Raw genomic sequence first — 15751 nt, forward strand, 5'->3', positions numbered from 1 at the left:
AGCGCGCGACGCTCCCGGCGCCTGGAGACCTTCCGCAGCCCGCCCGCCCGTCGCCCCCCGGAGGATCAGCCGCGTCCCGCGAAAGGCATCTTGGTCGCCATCACCGTGTGGAACATCACGTTCGCCTCCAGCGGCAGGTTGGCCATGTAGCGCACCGATTCGCCGACGATCGCCACGTCGATCAGCGGTTCGGCGGCGGTGGTGCCGTTGGCCTGCAGCACGCCGCGGGCCATGCGCTCGGCCAGGCCGGTGAGCGCGTTGCCGACATCGATCTGGCCCACCGCGATGTCGTGCACCCGGCCATCGAGCGCGGCCGTCTTGGTCAGGCCCGACACGCCGTGCTTGGTCGCGGTGTAGGCGACGGAATGGGGCCGCGGCGTGGTGGCCGAGATCGATCCGTTGTTGATGATGCGGCCGCCGCGCGGGCTCTGGTCCTTCATCGTGCGGAAGGCTTCGCGCAGGCACAGGAACATGCCGGTCAGGTTGACGTCGACCACCTCCTGCCAGCGCGCCAGGCTCAGGTCCTCGATCGGGCTGGTCGCGCTGATGCCGGCGTTGTTGAACAGCAGGTCGACCCGGCCGAAGCGCTGCACCGCCGCCCGGAACAGCGCGGCGACCGCCGCCTCGTCGCTCACGTCGGTCGGCACCGCCAGCACCCGTGCGGCGTCGGGCGCCAGCGCCGCCACCTCGGCCAGCGGCTCAGGCCGGCGGCTGGCCAGCACGACGCGCCAGCCGTCGTCCAGCAGGGCGAGCGCCGCGGCCCGGCCGATGCCGGTGCCCGCGCCGGTGACGATGGCGACACCGCGTTCGGTACGGTGGGTGGCGGAAGCTGTCATGGTGTGTCTCCTGGTAGGTTTCGTGGATCGAATGGGCGGCGCCGCAGGCTGCAGGGCGTGCGGCGACATCTTCTGTGGGATGGAATCGCCTGCCGCACGCACGCCGGCGGCCTGGCAGGCTCCGGGCACGGTGCGGCGAGGAACGTGGCCCGGCCTCGGCCGGACCCGGCCGGACCCCGGCTCCGCACGGCCGCGACGCGCTCAGCGACGCGGCTTGCGCGCCTTGTTCTTGCCCAGCGCGCCCTTGACAGAGGCCTTCAGCGCCTGGATCGGCGAGCGCGCTGGCTGCGCCGATGGGGTCGACTCCTCGGCCCGCGCGCCGCGGTTCTTGCGCGGACGGGAGGCACGGCTGTCGGATGCGCCACCGGCCGCGGCATCCGTGTCGCGGCCGCCCTTGTCGCGCATCGCGCGGGACACCAGGTCTTCGCCTTCCCGCACCAGGCGGAAATCGATCTTGCGGCCGTCGAGGTCGACCCGGCTCACCTGCACCCGCAGGCGGGAGCCGACGGCGTAGCGGATGCCGGTGCGCTCGCCGCGCAGTTCCTGGCGCGCCTCGTCGAAGCGGAAGTACTCGCCGCCCAGTTCGGTGATGTGGACCAGGCCCTCGACGTACATCGCATCGAGCGTGACAAAGATGCCGAAGCTGGTGCAGGCGGTGACGACGCCGCCGTACTCCTCACCGAGGTGCTCGCGCATGTACTTGCACTTGAGCCAGGCCTCGACGTCGCGGCTGGCCTCGTCGGCGCGGCGCTCGTTGGCGCTGCAGTGCAGGCCTGCGGCCTGCCAGGCCTGCATCGCCTCGGGACTGGCGACTACCTTCATCGGCTTCTGCTCGGGCGCCTTCACCCGCTGCGCCAGGCGCTTGGCCAGCTTGGCATGCGCCTCGCCGGGCGTCGGCAGGCCGGGCAGCTGGTAGGTGGTCTTGCCCAGGATCGCCTTGATCACCCGGTGCACCAGCAGGTCGGGGTAGCGGCGGATCGGGCTGGTGAAGTGGGTGTAGGCCTCGTACGCCAGGCCGAAGTGGCCGCTGTTGAACGGGGTGTAGATCGCCTGCTGCATCGAGCGCAGCAGCATCGTGTGGATCTGCTGCGCGTCGGGACGGTCCTTCGTGGCCTGGGCCACCGCCTGGAATTCGCCCGGCACCGGATCGTCGCCGATGGTGATGCCGACGCCCATCGCCTTCAGGTAGTTGCGCAGGATCTCCTTCTTCTCGGGCGTCGGGCCTTCGTGCACCCGGTAGAGGCCGGGCTGGTTGCCCTGCAGGATGAAGTCGGCGCTGCAGACGTTGGCGGCGAGCATCGCCTCCTCGATCAGGCGGTGGGCCTCGTTGCGGGTACGCGGCACGATCTTCTCGATGCGGCCGTTCTCGTCGCAGACGATCTGCGTCTCGGTGGTCTCGAAATCGACCGCGCCGCGCACGCCGCGGGCGCCCAGCAAGGCCCGGTAGACGTCCGACAGGTTGAGCAGGTCGGTCACCCGGTCCTTGCGCTTGGCCGCCTCGGGACCGCGGGTGTTCGAGAGGATCGCCGCCACCTCGGCATAGGTGAAGCGCGCATGGCTGAACATCACCGCCGGATAGAACTGGTAGGCGTGCACTTCGCCCTTGGCTGTCACCAGCATGTCGCAGACCATGCAGAGCCGCTCGACCTCGGGGTTGAGCGAACACAGGCCGTTCGACAGCTTCTCCGGCAGCATCGGGATCACCCGGCGCGGGAAGTAGACGCTGGTGGCGCGGTCGTAGGCGTCGATGTCGATGGCGTTGCCGGTGTGCACGTAGTGGCTCACGTCGGCGATCGCCACCAGCAGGCGCCAGCCGTTGGCACGGCCGATCTTGGCCGGCTCGCAGTACACAGCGTCGTCGAAGTCGCGCGCGTCCTCGCCGTCGATGGTGACCAGGGGCACGTCGCGCAGGTCGACCCGGTTGCGGTGGTCCTGCGGACGCACCTTGTCGGGCAGGCCCTTGGCCAGCGCCAGGCATTCGTCCGAGAACTCGTGCGGCACGCCGTACTTGCGCACCGCGATCTCGATCTCCATGCCCGGATCGTCCACCTCGCCCAGCACCTCGACCACGCGGCCGACCGGCTGGCCGTACAGCGCCGGCAGCTCGGTCAGCTCCACCACCACCACCTGGCCCGGCTTGGCGACGCCGGTCGCGCCCTTGGGGATCAGGATGTCCTGTCCGTAGCGCTTGTCCTCTGGCGCCACCAGCCAGACGCCGCTCTCCTGCAGCAGCCGGCCGATCAGCGGCTGCGGCGGCCGCTCGACGATCTCCAGCACCCGGCCCTCGGGGCGGCCCTTGCGGTCGTGCCGCACGATGCGGGCCTTGACCCGGTCCTTGTGCAGCACCGCCCGCATCTCGTTCGAGGGCAGGAACACGTCCGATTGGCCGTCGTCCCGCAGCAGGAAACCATGGCCGTCACGGTGTCCCTGGACGGTCGCGATAAATTCTTCCAACAAGTTTTTTTGTTCGCTCATTTTTTCTGTGTATAATCGTGTTTTTCCTGAAATGCCCAGGTGGCGGAATTGGTAGACGCACTAGTTTCAGGTACTAGCGAGTAACATCGTGGAGGTTCGAGTCCTCTCCTGGGCACCAAGTTTGATAGTAGCCAAACGGCTGCAGTTTTTGAAAAGCCGCTGAAGTTTCTTCAGCGGCTTTTTTCTTGCCCGAAAGCTTCGTGCTGCCTAGCAGATCGCCGCCGGTGCCCGCCGCGGCGGGCACCGGCGCATGGCACGCCGCGGGGTGCGGAATCGCCATGCGCCGGGTGGGTCCCGTCATAGGGGCTGGGCCACCAGGTCGTGCCCGTCGGTGCCGACGATGCGGGCCCGGGTGAACTCGCCCACCTTCAGCGTCTTGCTGATCTTCTCCGGCGGCAGGAGCCGCACGGTGCCGTCGATCTCCGGCGCGTCCGCGTAGCTGCGGCCCACCCCGCCCTTGCGACCCAGCGCGGGTGCCGAATCGACCAGCACCTGCATCGTGGCGCCGACCCGCTTCTGCAGCTTGGCGGCCGACACCTCCTCGGCCACCGCCATGAAGCGGGCGCGGCGCTCTTCGCGCTCTTCGATCGGCAGCATGCCGGGGATGTCGTTGGCCGTGGCGCCGGTCACCGCGCTGTAGGCGAAGCAGCCGGCACGGTCGATCTGCGCCTCGCGCACAAAATCGAGCAGGTGCTGGAACTCGGCCTCGGTCTCGCCGGGGAAGCCGGCGATGAAGGTGCTGCGCACCACGATCTCGGGGCAGGCGGCGCGCCAGCGCTCGATCCGCTCCAGGTTGCGCTCGCCGCTGGCGGGCCGCTTCATGCGGCGCAGCACGGCGGGGTGGCTGTGCTGGAACGGCACGTCGAGATAGGGCAAGGCCAGGCCCTGGGCCATCAGCGGCACCACCTCGTCGACGCTCGGGTACGGGTACACGTAGTGCAGGCGGACCCAGGCGCCGTAGGGCTCGGCCATCTCGCCCAGGGCCTGCACCAGTTCCAGCATCCGGGTCTTGACCGGGCGGCCGTCGAAGAAGCCGGTGCGGTACTTCACGTCGACGCCGTAGGCCGAGGTGTCCTGGCTGATCACCAGCAGTTCCTTCACCCCGCCCTCGAACAGCGCGCGGGCCTCCTTCAGCACGTCGCCGATCGGCCGCGACACCAGGTCGCCGCGCATCGAAGGAATGATGCAGAAGGTGCAGCGGTGGTTGCAGCCCTCGCTGATCTTCAGGTAGGCGTAGTGCTTGGGGGTGAGCTTGATGCCCGCCACGCCGAAGCTGTCGGGCACCAGGTCGATGAACGGGTCGTGCGGCTTCGGCAGGTTCAGGTGCACCGCGTCCATCACCTCCTGCGTGGCATGCGGGCCGGTGACGGCCAGCACGCTCGGGTGCATCTCGCGCACCATGTTGCCGCCGCCGTCGCCGGCGCGGGCACCCAGGCAGCCGGTGACGATCACCTTGCCGTTGGCCGCCAATGCCTCGCCGATGGTGTCGAGGCTTTCGCGCACCGCATCGTCGATGAAGCCGCAGGTGTTGACGATCACCAGGTCGGCGCCCTCGAAGGTCTTGGAGGTCTGGTAACCCTCGGCACTCAGCTGGGTGAGGATCAGCTCGGAATCGGTCAATGCCTTGGGGCAACCCAGGCTGACGAAGCCGACGCGGGGCGCGCCGGTATGGATCGGGGGGGGTGGGGAGAGGACTTCGCTCATCCCCGTATTGTCGGCGTTCCGGGCCGGCGGCCCCTGCGGCGGGGCAAATTCAACGCTTGAGGCCCAGCGCGTCGAACATCTGCTCCGTCTGCTTCTGCATCTGTTCCTGCATCTGCAGGAAGGTGTTCTTCGACTGCTCGGCGTAGTTGCTCATCATGCCCTGGGTCAGCGGCGACTGGGTGTTGAGGAACTGGGTCCACATCGCGGGCGTCAGGCCCTTCGACTGCTCGGCCAGCTTGGCCTGGATGTCGGTGAATGCCTGCACGTTCTTCTCGAGGTAGACGCCCATGAAGCCCTGCATCGCGTGGCCGTAGAAGCGGATGATGTTGGAGAGCACCGCCTCGCTGAACATCGGCGCGCCGCCGGCCTCCTCCTCCAGGATGATCTGCAGCAGGATGCTGCGGGTCAGGTCCTCGCCGGTCTTGGCGTCGCGCACCGAGAACGCCGCGCTCTCCAGCACCAGCCGCCGCACCTCGGTCAGCGTGATGTAGCTGGAGGTCTCGGTGTCGTACAGCCGGCGGTTCGGGTACTTCTTGATCACCCGCGCCGCACCGCCTTCGGGCTTCGGTCCTGCGATTTTCTTGCTCTGCACTGCGTGACTCCTGCTGGGGCTCGGGCCCGGGTTCCACGCTCGGTCCTCCCTTGCGTGCAGCCCATTCTAGAGACGGCCGGTGCCGGCCTTTCCCTAGATTAACCCTGATGCACGGGGCACCGGACCGGACCTGCGCCGGGGCCTTCCGCCACCGCCCTCCACAATACCGATCCCCGCCGCGCTTCCCAGGTACGCCCTCTCCCATGCTCGCCCTTCTCACCAGCTTTTCGTGGCAGGAACTGCGCCACCAGCCGCTGCGCCACCTGGCGGCGCTGGCCGCGGTGATGCTGGGCGTGGCCCTCGCCTTCGCGGTGCACCTGATCAATGCCTCGGCCCTCGACGAGTTCTCGCAGGCGGTGCGCGCGGTCGACGGCCGGCCCGACCTGGAACTGCGCGCGGCGCAGGAGACGTTCGACGACCGCGTCTTCGGCACCGTGGCGCGCCGGCCGGAGGTGACGGTCGCCAACCCGGTGCTGGAGACGGGCACCTTCGGCCAGCACGGCGCGTCGCCCCGGGTCGCTATCCGGGTGCTGGGGGTGGATGCGCTGGCCGCTCTGCGGACGGCGCCGGCGCTGGCCCCGTCGCCGATGGCCGGGGCCGACCGGCTGGCGCTCTTCCTGCCCGACACGGTGTTTCTCAACCCCGCCGCACTGCAGGCGCTGGGGCTCGCCGCCGCACCGGCCGGCACCGTGGTGATGCTGCAAAGCGGCCTGCAGATGCGGCCGGTGCGCCTGGCCGGCACGGTGGCGGCACAGGGCGGCCCGGTGGCGGTGATGGACATCGCCGCGGCGCAGGCGCTGTTCGCGCAGCCTGGGCGCATCTCGCGAATCGAACTGCGGCTGGCGCCCGGCACGCAGCGCGATGCCTTCGCCGCCGCGCTGGCCGCGACACCCGGCTGGCCCGCCGGCCTGCAGGCCGAAGCGCCCGGCGACGCCGAGGCGCGCATCGGCAACCTGTCGCGCGCCTACCGGGTCAACCTGACGGTGCTGGCGCTGATCGCCCTGTTCACCGGCGCATTCCTGGTCTTCTCGGTGCTGGCGCTGGGCGTGGCCAAGCGGGCGCCGCAGTTTGCGCTGCTGGGCGTGCTGGGCATGACGCCGCGCGGCCGGCGCGGGCTGGTGCTGGCCGAATCGCTGGCACTGGGCCTGGCCGGCAGCGTGGCGGGCCTGGCACTGGGCACTGGCCTGGCGACGGCGGCCCTGCGGCTGCTGGGCGGCGACCTGGGCGGCGGCTACTTCGCGGGCGTGGCGCCGCAGCTGCATTTCAGCGGCTGGGCCGCCGCGGCCTACGGCGGCCTGGGCGTGGCGGCGGCGCTGGCCGGCGGCTGGTGGCCGGCGCGGGCGGCCGAGCGGCTGCCGCCGGCGCAGACGCTCAAGGGCCTGGGCCTGCAGGCTTCCGGCGGCCCGCCCGCCGTGGTGCCGCTGGCGATCGCGGGCCTGGGCGTGGCGCTGGCCTTCGCGCCGCCGGTCGCGGGGATTCCGCTGGCGGCGTACGTTTCGGTCGGGCTGCTGCTGGTGGGCGGCATCACCGCCCTGCCCTGGCTGATCGGGCTGCTGCTCGACCGGCTGCAGCCGCTGGCCGCGCGCCGCTTGCTGCCGCTGCTGGCGCTGGAGCGCGCCCGGCGGATGCGCGGCGGCGCGGCGGTGGCCGTCAGCGGCGTGGTCGCCTCGCTGGCGCTGGCGGTGGCGCTCACGGTGATGGTCGCCAGCTTCCGCGGATCGGTCACCCAGTGGCTCGATGCGGTGCTGCCGGCCGACCTGTACCTGCGCAGCCCCGGCAACGGCGGCTCGGCCGACGCCGCCACCCTGCCGCCGGAGTTCGTGCAGGCGGTGGCCGCATTGCCCGGCGTGGCCCGGCTGGAGCCGCAGCGCATCCGCCGGCTGCTGCTGGAGCCGGCCCGGCCGCCGGTCGCGCTGATCGCCCGGCCGTTGCGCGCGGCCGATGGCGGGGTCACCGGCTCCCTGCCGCTGCGCGACGCGGCGCTGCCGGTGCCGGCCGGCCGCATCGGCATCTATGTGAGCGAGGCGATGGTCGACCTGTACGGCGCGCGGCCCGGCGGCGGCTTCGCGCCGCTGGAAAAGGCGTTTTCACAACCGAACGATGCTGCAGCCGGCGCGGAAAGCCGGCCTCCAGCTATGTTTTTCATAGCAGGCGTCTGGCGCGACTATGTGCGGCAGTTCGGTGCGGTCGCGATCGACACCGCCGACTACGAGCGCCTGACCGGCGACCGTCGGGCCAACGACCTGGCGCTGTGGCTGGCGCCCGGCACCGACGAGGCGGCGCTGCAGGCGCGCATCCGCACCCTGGCCGGCGACGGGGGGCTGCAGGCACCCGCAGGCGGCGGCGAGGGCACGGCGCTGGAGTTCAACGCGGCCGGCACGATCCGGGCCGCCTCGCTGCGCATCTTCGACCGCAGCTTCGCGGTCACCTACTGGCTGCAGGCGGTGGCGATCGGCATCGGCCTGTTCGGCGTGGCGGCCAGCTTCGGCGCCCAGGTGTTCGCCCGGCGCAAGGAGTTCGGGCTGCTCGCCCACCTGGGCCTGACCCGGCGGCAGGTGCTGGCGGTGGTGGCCGGCGAGGGTGCGGCCTGGACGGCGGTGGGCGCGGTGGCCGGCACCGCGCTGGGGCTGGCGGTGTCGGTGGTGCTGGTGCACGTGGTCAACCCGCAGAGCTTCCACTGGACAATGGACCTGCAGGTGCCCTGGCTGCGCCTGCTGGCGCTGGCCGGCGCGGTACTGGCGGCGGGCACCGTCACCGCGCGGCTGGCGGGCGCGGCCGCGGCGGGCCGGGACGCGGTGATGGCGGTGAAGGAGGACTGGTGATGGACGATGCATTCGACCGCTGGAGCGGCGCGGGCCTGTCGCGCCGCGCCTGGCTGGCGCTGGCCGGCGCGGCCACCCTGCCCGGACCGGCGCGGGCCCAGGCGCCCGGCGGCCTGGCCCTGCCGCGCGACCTGGGCAGCCACGACGACTTCCAGACCGAGTGGTGGTACGTCACCGGCCATGCCCGCAGCGCGGGTCGCGATTTCGGCTTCCAGGTCACCTTCTTCCGCCGCCGGCTGGCCGAGACCGCGGGCCTGGGCTCGCGCTTCGCGGCGCGGCAGCTGCTCTTCGCCCACGGTGCGCTGAGCGACCTGCAGGGCCGCCGGCTCTGGCACGACCAGCGCATCGCCCGCTGGTCGGGCCGGCCGATGGACGCGCCCGGCAGCGCCGACACCGCCGACGCGAGCGCCGCCGACACCGCGGTGCGGATCGGCGACTGGTCCCTGGTGCGGGAGCCCGGCGCCGCCGGCGGGGCCCGCTACCTGGCCCGGGTCCGTAACGCCGATTTCGCGCTGGACCTGGACCTGCGCGAGACGCAGCCGCTGCTGCTGCAGGGCGATTCGGTCCTGCAGGGCGATTCGGCCGTCTCGCGCAAGGGACCCGAGGTGGCGCAGGTGAGCTACTACTACACCGTGCCGCAGCTGGCCGTCACCGGCAGCGTGCAGCTGGGGCGGGAGCGCTTCGCGCTGGAGGCGCCCACCGCCCGCAGCGGTGCGGCCTGGCTCGACCACGAGTGGAGCGAGTCGCCGATGCACCCCGACGTGGTCGGCTGGGACTGGCTGGGCATCAACCTCTTCGACGGCAGCGCCCTGACCGCGTTCCGGTTGCGCCGCGCCGACGGCAGCGCGCTCTGGGCAGGCGGATCGTTCCGGGTGGCGGGCGGCACGGTGCAGCGCTTCGCGAACGACGCGGTGCGCTTCGTCGCCGGCCGCACCTGGCGCAGCCCGCAGACCGGCGCGCGCTACCCGATGGTCTGGGACATCGCGACGCCGGCCGGCGCCTTCACCCTGCACACGCTGATGGACGAGCAGGAACTCGACAGCCGCGGATCGACCGGCGCGGTGTACTGGGAAGGGCTGTCGGAACTGCGCGATGCCGCCGGCACCCCGCGCGGCCGCGGCTACCTGGAGATGACCGGGTACGTGGCGCCGCTGCGGCTCTAGCCGATGGCGCGCGGCGGCCACGCGGGCCGCCCGCCGACGCTACGCTGCAGGCCGTGGCCGCTTGCGCCGGCCCAGCAGCGCGATGATCTCGCCCATCACCCCGCGCCGGAAGGCCAGCACGCAGACCACGAAGATCAGGCCGGTCACCATCGTCACCGATTCGCCCAGCGTGTTGAACCACTCGATGCTGGTGAGCTGGGCCAGCGCATGGCCCAGTTCGCCGATCTTGTTTTCCAGCAGCACGACGATCGAGGCGCCCACCATCGGCCCCGACAGCGTGCCGAGGCCCCCCACCAGCGTCATCAGGATCACCTGGCCCGAGGCCGTCCAGTGCACGTCCGACAGCGTGGCGAAGCCCAGCACCAGCGTCTTCAGCGAGCCTGCCAGGCCGGTCAGCGCGGCCGACAGCACGAAGGCCAGCAGCTTGAAGCGGTGGGTGTCGTAGCCGAGCGAGGTGGCGCGCGGCTCGTTCTCCTTGATGCCCTTCAGGACCTGGCCGAAGGGCGAATGGATGGTGCGGACGATGAGGGCGAAGGCGCCCACCACCACCACCAGGGTCACGTAGTACATCACCCGGTCGTCGGAGAGGTCGAGCAGGCCGAAGAGCTTGCCGCGCGGTACGCCCTGCAGCCCGTCCTCGCCGCCGGTGAACTTGGCCTGCAGCGCGACGAAGTACAGCATCTGCGCCAGCGCCAGGGTGATCATCGCGAAGTAGATGCCCTGCCGGCGGATCGCCAGCACGCCGACGATCCAGCCTAGCGCCGCGCCGGTCAGGGTGCCGAGCAGCAGGCCCACCTCGGGCGTGAAGCCCCAGGCCTTCATGGTGTAGCCTGCCACGTAGGCCGAGCCGCCGAGGAAGGCGGCATGGCCGAAGGACAGCAGGCCGGTGAAGCCCAGCAGCAGGTTGAACGCGGAGGCGAACAGCGCGAAGCACATCAGCTTCATCACGAACACCGGATAGGCCCCCACGAACGGCGCCACGATCAGGGCGACCAGCAGCAGCGCGTAGACGACGACAGTCAGTTTTTTCATGGGTGCCACGGGCGAGGGGAAAGGGCGGGCAGGCGGCCGGCGGCGAAGCGGCGGGACAGGCGCGGGGGCGTCATCGTCAGGTCTCCTTGCCGAACAGCCCCGCCGGCCGGACCAGCAGCACCACCACCATGATGAGGAAGACCACGGTGGACGAGGCCTCGGGGTAGAACACCTTGGTCAGCCCCTCGACGATGCCCAGGCCGAGCCCGGTGAGGATCGAGCCCATGATCGAGCCCATGCCGCCGATCACCACCACCGCGAACACTACGATGATCAGGTTCTGCCCCATGAGCGGGGTGACCTGGATCACCGGCGCCGCCAGCACGCCCGCGAACGCGGCCAGCGCCACGCCGAAGCCGTAGGTGAGCGTCACCATCAGCGGCACGTTGATGCCGAAGGCCTCGACCAGCCGCGGGTTCTCGGTGCCGGCCCGCAGGTAGGCGCCGAGGCGCGTCTTCTCGATCAGGTACCAGGTGGCAAAGCACACCACCAGCGACGCCACCACCACCCAGGCACGGTAGTTGGGCAGCATCATGAAGCCGACGTCGGTCGCGCCTTCCAGCAGCTCGGGCGTGTCGTAGCCCAGGCCCGAGACGCCGTAGACCGAGCGGAAAGCGCCTTCGATCAGCAGCGTCAGGCCCAGCGTCAGCAGCAGGCCGTAGAGGTGGTCGAGCTTGTAGATCCAGCGCAGCAGCAGCCGCTCGATCAGCACCCCGAAGACGCCGACGATGAGCGGCGCCGCCACCAGCATCACCCAGTAGCTGATGCCGAAGTAGTTCATCGCCATCCACGACAGGATCGCGCCCATCATGAAGAGCGCGCCGTGCGCGAAGTTGATCACGTTGAGCAGGCCGAAGATCACGGCCAGGCCCAGGCTGAGGATCGCGTAGAACGATCCGTTGACCAGGCCGAGCAGCAACTGGCTCAGCAGCGCGGGGAGCGATATTTGCATGGGGCGACGGTCGGCGGGTTGTCAGGTGGCGAGGCCGCGGGCAGGGCCGCGGCGGATCCGCATTACTTCCACAGGGCGCACTTGGACTCTTCCTTGGTGGTGAAGACGTCCTCGCCCTTCAGCGTGGCCACCACCTTCAGGTAGTCCCAGGGCTTCTTGGATTCGGCCGGTGCCTTGGCCTCGACCAGGTACATGTCGTGGATGAAGCTGCCGTCGGCGCGGATCTGGCCCTTGCCGTAGAAGTCGTCGATCTTCATGCTCTTCAGCTGCGCCATGACCTTGTCGGAATCGGTGGTCTTGGCCGCCTCGACCGCCTTCAGGTAGTTCATCGTGGCCGAGTAGTCGGCGGCCTGCACGTCGGTCGGCATGCGCTTGGTCTTCTCGAAGAAGCGGTTGGCGAACTTGCGGGTGTCGTCGTTCAGGTCCCAGTACCAGCTGGTGGTGTGCAGCAGGCCTTCGGTGTTCTTCAGGCCCAGGCTGTGGATGTCCGACAGGAACACCAGCAGGCCGGCGGTCTTCATCGTCTTGTTGATGCCGAACTCGCGCGCCGCCTTGATCGAGTTGATCGTGTCGCCGCCGGCGTTGGCCAGGCCCAGGATCTGGGCCTTGGAGTTCTGCGCCTGCAACAGGAAGGACGAGAAATCCGACGCGTTGAGCGGATGGCGCACCGCGCCCACCACCGAGCCGCCCTTCTCCTTCACCACCTTGGTGGTATCGGTCTCCAGCGCCTGGCCGAAGGCGTAGTCGGCCGTCAGGAAGAACCAGCTCTTGCCGCCCTTGGCGACCACCGCGGCGCCGGTGCCCTTGGCGAGCGCCACCGTGTCGTAGGCGTAGTGGACGGTGTAGGGGCTGCACTGCTCGTTGGTCAGTGCCGAGGTGCCGGCGCCATTGTTGAAGTAGACCCGCTTCTTCTCCGACGCCACCTTGGCCGTGGCCAGCGCGGTGCCCGAGTTGGTGCCGCCGAAGATCATCGTGGCGCCCGCGGTGTCGATCCATTCGCGCGCCTTGGAGGCGGCGATGTCGGCCTTGTTCTGGTGGTCGGCGCTCATCAGCTCGATCGGCTGGCCGAGTGCCTTGCCGCCGAAGTCGTCGATCGCCATCTGGATGGCGACCGCGCCGTTCTTGCCCTCGACGTCGGCGTAGAGGCTCGACATGTCGGTGATGAAGCCGATCTTCACCTTCTCCTGCGCATGCGCGGCCTGCGATGCGAGGCCCGCGGCGGCCAGGGTGAGGGTGAGTGCGGTCAGACGGAATGGCATGGTGTGTCTCCTGTTGGTATCGGGTCGGTCGTCGTAAGGGGAAATGCGCAAGGCAGCGAAATCGGAGGTCGGGGCGGAGGCTGCCGGCGCGGGCTAGACGTTCAGCAGCTCGTGCAGCGCGGGCATCCGCTCTTCCAGCTGGTCGGCCACGAACTGCAGCGCGATGCGGCCGTGCTCCATCACGTAGAAGCGGTCGGCCAGCGGCGCTGCGAAGCGGAAGTTCTGCTCCACCATCACGATGGTGTAGCCCTTGCCGCGCAGCGTGACGATCATCCGGGCCAGGGCCTGCACGATGACCGGCGCCAGGCCTTCCGAGATCTCGTCGAGCAGCAGCAGCCGCGCGCCGGTGCGCAGGATGCGGGCGACGGCCAGCATCTGCTGCTCGCCGCCCGAGAGCCGGGTGCCGGGGCTGTGGCGCCGCTCGGCCAGGTTGGGGAACATCGCGTAGATCTCTTCGACCGACATGCCCTCGCCCGCGCCCTTCAGCACCGGCGGGAGCAGCAGGTTCTCTTCGCAGGTCAGGCTCGCGAAGATGCCGCGCTCCTCGGGGCAGTAGCCGATGCCGCAGTGGGCGATGCGGTGGGTCGGCATCTCCAGCGTTTCGACGCCGTGCACCTTCACCGAGCCGGTGCGCCGGCCGGTCAGGCCCAGGATGGCGCGCAGCGTGGTGGTGCGGCCCGCGCCGTTGCGGCCGAGCAGCGTGACCACCTCGCCCGGGCGCACCAGCATGTCGACGCCGTGCAGCACATGGGATTCGCCGTACCAGGCCTCGAGGTTGTTGATCTCCAGCGCCGGCACCGGATCGTGCGGATCGTGCGATGCGACCATCATGCGTGCGCCCCCTGCAGTTGGCCATCAGTGGTGCCCATGTAGGCCTCCATCACCTGCGGGTTGCGCGACACCTCGGCATACGGCCCCTCCGCCAGCACCGCGCCGCGCTGCAGCACGGTGATCGTGTCGGCGATGGTCGAGACGACGTTCATGTTGTGCTCCACCATCAATACGGTGCGGCCCACCGCCACCTGCTTTATCAGCCGGGTGACGCGGTCGACGTCCTCGTGGCCCATGCCCTGGGTGGGCTCGTCGAGCAGCATCAGCTCGGGCTCCATCGCCAGGGTGGTGGCGATCTCCAGCGCGCGCTTGCGGCCGTAGGCCAGGTTGACCGTCTCCTCGTACGCCATGTCGCGCAGGCCGACCTCGTCGAGCAGTTCCAGCGCGCGGGCATCGAGCTGCCGCAGGGATTTCTCGCTGCGCCAGAAATGGAACGAGGTGCCGAGGCGCCGCTGCAGGCCGAGCCGCACGTTCTCCAGCAGGGTCAGGTGCGGAAACACCGCCGAGATCTGGAACGAGCGGATGATGCCGCGCCGCGCGATCTGCGCCGGCCGCTCGCGGGTGATGTCGACGCCGTTGTAGACGATGGTGCCGGAGGTCGGCTCCAGGAACTTGGTGAGCAGGTTGAAGCAGGTCGTCTTGCCCGCGCCGTTGGGGCCGATCAGCGCGTGGATCGTGCCGCGCCGCACCGACAGATCGACGTCGTTCACCGCGGTGAAGCCGCGGAATTGCTTGTTGAGCTGCCGCGTCTGCAGGATCAAGTCGTCGTCGTTCATGCGCCCGGTGTCTCCCTGTTTTTTGCGCCGCAGCAGTGCGCTGCAACGCAGCGGAACCGGTGCGGCGATTCGTGCGGCCATCGTACGAAGCGCATGGGCGCTCCGGTATTGGGACAAGTGCCTATGCGTGCACCGCAGCATGGCCGCAGCGCCGTGCAAGACCGGGCGTCCGGAACGTCCTGCATACCCACACAGGCGGTAGGCCGACGCCTACGATCTCCGAAGCGCGGCTCCTATGCGGTTCCCAAATATCGACATTACATTTCTTTCACGGCTCGACGAGGACCCTCACCGGCTCGCAGGAAAAGGTGGGAGGCCCAAGGGATCTGGCCCAACATCCAAAGGAGGTTCGCATGAACAACGACCGCATCGAAGGCAACTGGAAACAGTTCAAGGGCAAGGTAAAGGAGCAGTGGGGCAAGCTGACCGACGACGACCTCGACGTCATCGAAGGCAAGCGCGACCAGCTGCTCGGCCGGCTGCAAGAGCGCCACGGTTTGAACAAGGACGAAGCCGAGCGCCAGGTCACCGAATGGCACGGCAGGAATCCAGACTTCTTCTTCGAGAAGTCCGTCTGAGCCTCCCGAGACTTTCTCTACAACAACCAATCAAACATAACTTTCCGAGGGTAGAACCATGAAAAAAGCACTTATCGCCATCGCCGCCGCATCCCTGTGCGCCTTCAGCTTCAGCGCCAGCGCCATGACCAAGGAAGAGCACAGCGCTGCCAAGTCGCAGATCGATGCCACCTACAAGTCCGACAAGGCCGCCTGCGACGCGATGCAGAAGAACGCCAAGGACATCTGCATGGCAGAAGCCAAGGGCAAGGACAAGGTCGCCAAGGCCGAGCTGGAAGCCCAGTACAAGCCGAGCGCCAGCCACGACAAGAAGATCCGCGATGCCAAGGCAGAAGCAGCATACGACGTCGCCAAGGAAAAGTGCGACGACCAGACCGGCAATGCCAAGGACGTCTGCGTGAAGGATGCCAAGGCAGCCCGCACCGCCGCCAAGGCAGACGCCAAGGTCAGCAAGGCCGCCAGCGAAGCCCGCACTGGCGACGCATCGCCAGCCAAGGTCGCAGAAGCCCGCAAGGACGCTGCCGAAGACAAGACCGACGCCAACTACGCCGCAGCCAAGGAGCGTTGCGATTCCATGTCCGGCAATGCCAAGGACGCATGCCAGGCCGACGTCAAGGCCAAGTTCGGCAAGTAAGCACACTGGCTGACCGTCACCCGGCCTGAACAGGTCAGACGACAATCTCCCCCAGTTCGGGCGATCGGGAATCACCTTCCCCTTCGCCCGTTTTTTC

Annotated in this window: 13 protein-coding genes and 1 tRNA gene; 5 read left to right on the forward strand and 9 right to left on the reverse strand. The window is 69.4% G+C overall.

All coding sequences use genetic code 11. The features are described from left to right. Window positions 1-65: 65 nt before the first annotated feature. Together ASE76_RS18155 and rnr are read right to left on the reverse strand one after the other, a co-directional pair. The gene (locus ASE76_RS18155; RefSeq protein ID WP_055842863.1) at window positions 66-836 is read right to left on the reverse strand and encodes an SDR family oxidoreductase; all 771 of its coding nucleotides are present in this window, start codon (window positions 834-836) and stop codon (window positions 66-68) included. A gap of 201 nt (window positions 837-1037) precedes the next feature. Next, the gene (gene rnr / locus ASE76_RS18160; RefSeq protein ID WP_055842867.1) at window positions 1038-3311 is read right to left on the reverse strand and encodes a ribonuclease R; all 2274 of its coding nucleotides are present in this window, start codon (window positions 3309-3311) and stop codon (window positions 1038-1040) included. A gap of 33 nt (window positions 3312-3344) precedes the next feature. Between rnr and ASE76_RS18165 the strand changes: the two genes are divergently transcribed. Beyond that, window positions 3345-3429: transfer RNA gene (locus ASE76_RS18165), tRNA-Leu, on the forward strand. Between the two features lie 179 nt (window positions 3430-3608). On the opposite strand, the gene rimO is transcribed toward ASE76_RS18165, so the two are convergent. Then, complete coding sequence (rimO, locus tag ASE76_RS18170) at window positions 3609-5015, reverse strand: 30S ribosomal protein S12 methylthiotransferase RimO (protein ID WP_055842870.1); 1407 nt, start codon at window positions 5013-5015, stop codon at window positions 3609-3611. A gap of 49 nt (window positions 5016-5064) precedes the next feature. After that, a complete protein-coding gene (gene phaR / locus ASE76_RS18175) occupies window positions 5065-5607 on the reverse strand; it encodes a polyhydroxyalkanoate synthesis repressor PhaR (RefSeq protein ID WP_055842873.1) in 543 nt (180 codons plus the stop codon). Between the two features lie 203 nt (window positions 5608-5810). Here phaR and ASE76_RS18180 point away from each other — a divergent pair, with 203 nt between their 5' ends. Together ASE76_RS18180 and ASE76_RS18185 are read left to right on the forward strand one after the other, a co-directional pair. Beyond that, window positions 5811-8429: an FtsX-like permease family protein gene (locus tag ASE76_RS18180; protein ID WP_055842876.1), complete on the forward strand. Its 2619-nt coding sequence runs from the start codon at window positions 5811-5813 to the stop codon at window positions 8427-8429. Further along, window positions 8429-9592, forward strand: a complete 1164-nt coding sequence (locus ASE76_RS18185) for a lipocalin-like domain-containing protein (protein WP_055842879.1) — start codon at window positions 8429-8431, stop codon at window positions 9590-9592. Before ASE76_RS18180 ends, ASE76_RS18185 begins: the two co-directional genes overlap by 1 nt. A gap of 39 nt (window positions 9593-9631) precedes the next feature. Here the strand turns inward: ASE76_RS18185 and ASE76_RS18190 are convergent, their stop codons facing one another. The 5 genes from ASE76_RS18190 to ASE76_RS18210 form a co-directional block, all read right to left on the reverse strand. Further along, window positions 9632-10624 carry a branched-chain amino acid ABC transporter permease gene (locus ASE76_RS18190; RefSeq protein WP_055842882.1) on the reverse strand — a complete coding sequence of 331 codons (993 nt, stop codon included), beginning with the start codon at window positions 10622-10624 and terminating at the stop codon, window positions 9632-9634. 76 nt (window positions 10625-10700) lie between these two features. Next, a complete protein-coding gene (locus ASE76_RS18195; RefSeq protein WP_055842885.1) occupies window positions 10701-11576 on the reverse strand; it encodes a branched-chain amino acid ABC transporter permease in 876 nt (291 codons plus the stop codon). Window positions 11577-11638: 62 nt separating this feature from the next. Continuing rightward, window positions 11639-12835, reverse strand: a complete 1197-nt coding sequence (locus ASE76_RS18200) for an ABC transporter substrate-binding protein (protein ID WP_055842887.1) — start codon at window positions 12833-12835, stop codon at window positions 11639-11641. A 93-nt stretch (window positions 12836-12928) separates the two neighbouring features. After that, window positions 12929-13663: an ABC transporter ATP-binding protein gene (locus ASE76_RS18205; protein ID WP_055843098.1), complete on the reverse strand. Its 735-nt coding sequence runs from the start codon at window positions 13661-13663 to the stop codon at window positions 12929-12931. Then, window positions 13663-14442 (reverse strand): ABC transporter ATP-binding protein, encoded by a 780-nt coding sequence (locus ASE76_RS18210; RefSeq protein ID WP_055843100.1) that lies wholly within the window; start codon window positions 14440-14442, stop codon window positions 13663-13665. The genes ASE76_RS18205 and ASE76_RS18210 overlap by 1 nt, the downstream gene beginning before the upstream one ends. Window positions 14443-14795: 353 nt before the next feature. Between ASE76_RS18210 and ASE76_RS18215 the strand changes: the two genes are divergently transcribed. Next, window positions 14796-15020 (forward strand): CsbD family protein, encoded by a 225-nt coding sequence (locus ASE76_RS18215; protein WP_055842890.1) that lies wholly within the window; start codon window positions 14796-14798, stop codon window positions 15018-15020. 58 nt (window positions 15021-15078) lie between these two features. Further along, window positions 15079-15654, forward strand: a complete 576-nt coding sequence (locus tag ASE76_RS18220) for a hypothetical protein (RefSeq protein WP_055842893.1) — start codon at window positions 15079-15081, stop codon at window positions 15652-15654. Window positions 15655-15751: the final 97 nt, after the last annotated feature.

The sequence above is a fragment of the Xylophilus sp. Leaf220 genome (assembly GCF_001421705.1).
In the GTDB taxonomy this organism is placed as follows: Bacteria; Pseudomonadota; Gammaproteobacteria; order Burkholderiales; family Burkholderiaceae_C; genus Xylophilus.